Genomic DNA, 2,545 nt, shown 5'->3' on the forward strand with positions numbered 1-2,545 from the left:
TCGGTGTCGGAGACCGGCCCCGCCGCCGACACCGACGCCGAAGCGACCACCGACGTCGGAGCGACCACCGACGCCGGAGCCCGAGCCGCTGCCGAGGCCGAGTCCGACGAGCCGGGCGGCGACAGCTGGACCCCCGTCCCGGTGCCCGCCCCGAGCTACACCCTCAAGCCGCCCGCGCCCCGCCGCGACATCGCGCCCTACGAACCGCCGGCTGCCGAGACGCCGGCCGGCGAGCAGCCCGCTCCCAAGGAGCCGGCCGAGCCCCGCGTCGTCGCCTCTGGCCTGGCGGGCTCGCCCTACGCCCCGGTCGCCGACCCGGAGCCGGTGGAGGGTCCCGTCGTCGAGGAGCCGCCCGCGCGAGGGATGGATCTCGACTCCGTCCTCGCCCGCCGCCGCGCCGTCGGCGCGTAGCGCACCATTCGCCGGCGCGCAGCCGCGCAGAGCGCCGGCGCCGACCAGGGTCGGCTCAGATGCCGTCCCGCACGGTCGGGCAGCTCATGCACCGCGGCCCGCCACGCCCACGGCCCAGCTCCGACCCCGGCACCTCGACCACCTCCACGCCGTGGGCGCGCAGGTGGGCGTTCGTCGTGGTGTTCCGCTCGTAGGCGACGACGACGCCGGGGGCCACCGCCAACACGTTGCACGCGTCGTCCCACTGCTCCCGCTCGGCGCTGCGCGAGTCCTGCGCCGGGGTGAGCACCCGCAGCGAGTCCACGCCCAGCGCCTGGGCGATCGAGGCGTGCATCTCCTCGGGCGGGTGGTCGGTGATGACGAGCTCCCCCTCCCCGTCACCCGGCGTGATCCGGTAGGAGGGCAGTGCACCGAGCCCGGCGTACTCGATGACAGTGTGGTCGTCCACCATCGTCATCACGGTGTCCAGGTGCATGAAGGCCCGCTCCAGCGGCAGGGCGAGGGCGACCACCTGGGTCGCCGAGCCGGTCGCGAAGAGCCGCTGCGCCACCCGCTCCACCCCCTGCGGGGTGGTGCGCTCGGTCATCCCGACGAGCACCGCGCCCCGACCCAGGACGAGGACGTCCCCACCCTCGACGCTGATCGCGCTGCGCCCTCCGGCACCGCTCCACAGGTGGAAGCCCGCGCCGGCGAAGTCCGGGTGGAAGCGGTAGATCGCCTGGTAGTGGAGCGACTCGCGCAGCCGGGAGCGCTTACGCATGTTGCTCACGCCCACGCCGTCGTACACCCAGGCCGAGGCATCGCGGGCGTAGAGATGGTTGGGCAGGGGCGGCAGCACGAAGTCGTCGTGGCCCAGGACGTGCAGCGCCACCGACCGCGGCTCGCCGATGCGGTCGAGCAGCTCGCGCTTGGTCATCCCGCCGATGAGCACCCGGGTGAGCTCGGCGGCGTCGAGCGTGGCCACCAGCTCCAGCACCGGCTCCACCGCGGCCGCGCCGAGCAGTGCGGCGTGGAAGGTGTGCTCGACGACGAGCGCGCGGGCCGTGGGCACGGCGAGCGTCTCCCGCAGCAGGTCGGCCAGGTAGCACACCTCCACCCCGTGCTCACGCAGCGCACCGGCGAACGCGTCGTGCTCCTCCTGGGCGCGCTCCACCCACAGCACCTCGTCGAAGAGGAGCTCGTCGCGGTTCTGCGGGGTGAGCCGGCGCAGCTCGAGGTCCGGGCGGTGGAGGATCACCTGGTGGAGGCGTCCGACCTCGGAGTCCACGTGATAGGTCATGGCCGTCCTCGTCCGGGGGCGGGGCGTCCCCACGGTACTGCGGCCCGGCGCGGCCGGCCCGCCGGACCTGTGACCGACGTCAACCCGGCGGCGGGTTCACCCTCGGTCGACGGCGGTGCTAAAGTTTCCAGTGCTCATCCGAGCGTTGGGGCTATGGCGCAGTTGGTAGCGCGTCTCGTTCGCAATGAGAAGGTCGCGGGTTCGAATCCCGCTAGCTCCACCAGCATGACGCCGCAGTCCGCGGCGCCGCCCCGGTCCCGCAGAGGCCCGGGGCCTTCTCTTCTCCGCGGGTGACGGGCGCGGCCCGATGGCCCGCCGTCGGTGCCGCCGGGCATGATGCGGTCGTGTCCCACCGAGTCGGCTTCGCGCGCTGGCGCAGCGACCTGCCCAGCGGCGGGAACCGGTACGACGACGAGGTGGCCGCGGCCCTCCCGCGCCTCGGGGTCGACGTGCGACCCTACGCCGTCAGCGGGTCCTGGCCGCTCCCCGCCCCGGGTGACCGAGCGCGGCTCGGTGCGCTGCTCACGGCCGAGCGCCGCTGGCTCATCGGCAATATCGTCGCCTCGGCCGCGCCGGAGGCGGTGCGGGCGGCGACGGCCGACGGGCGGCGGGTGACACTCCTCGTCCACTACTTCCCGACCGACGACACCGCCCTGACCGACGAGCAGCGGGAGCGCGTGGCGCGGTCCGAGCACCAGGCGGTCCACGCGGCCACCGCCGTCGTGGTCACGAGCCGGTGGGCGGCCGAGGAGGTGGCCGCGCGGTACGGCCGCGACGACGCCGTGGTCGCCCGGCCCGGGGACCACGCTCGGTCGGTCGCTGCTCGCGGGCACCGGGTGCGCGATCGGGCTCGTC

General features: G+C 74.9%; 1 protein-coding gene, 1 tRNA gene and 2 pseudogenes. 3 read left to right on the forward strand and 1 reads right to left on the reverse strand.

The genetic code is table 11. The annotated features are described in order from the left end of the window. A pseudogene (locus Q0195_RS03140) lies at positions 1 to 411 on the forward strand (hypothetical protein); the annotation flags it as partial. Between the two features lie 55 nt (positions 412 to 466). Here the strand turns inward: Q0195_RS03140 and Q0195_RS03145 are convergent. After that, positions 467 to 1,690: an arginine deiminase gene (locus Q0195_RS03145; protein ID WP_299274398.1), complete on the reverse strand. Its 1,224-nt coding sequence runs from the start codon at positions 1,688 to 1,690 to the stop codon at positions 467 to 469. 147 nt (positions 1,691 to 1,837) lie between these two features. On the opposite strand from Q0195_RS03145, the gene Q0195_RS03150 reads away from it, so the two are divergent. Together Q0195_RS03150 and Q0195_RS03155 are read left to right on the forward strand one after the other, a co-directional pair. Then, positions 1,838 to 1,913, forward strand: a tRNA-Ala gene (locus Q0195_RS03150). A gap of 121 nt (positions 1,914 to 2,034) precedes the next feature. Beyond that, positions 2,035 to 2,545 (forward strand): annotated as a pseudogene (locus Q0195_RS03155) (glycosyltransferase family 1 protein); the annotation flags it as partial.

The organism is uncultured Georgenia sp., assembly GCF_937958535.1.
Taxonomy (GTDB): Bacteria; Actinomycetota; Actinomycetes; order Actinomycetales; family Actinomycetaceae; genus Oceanitalea.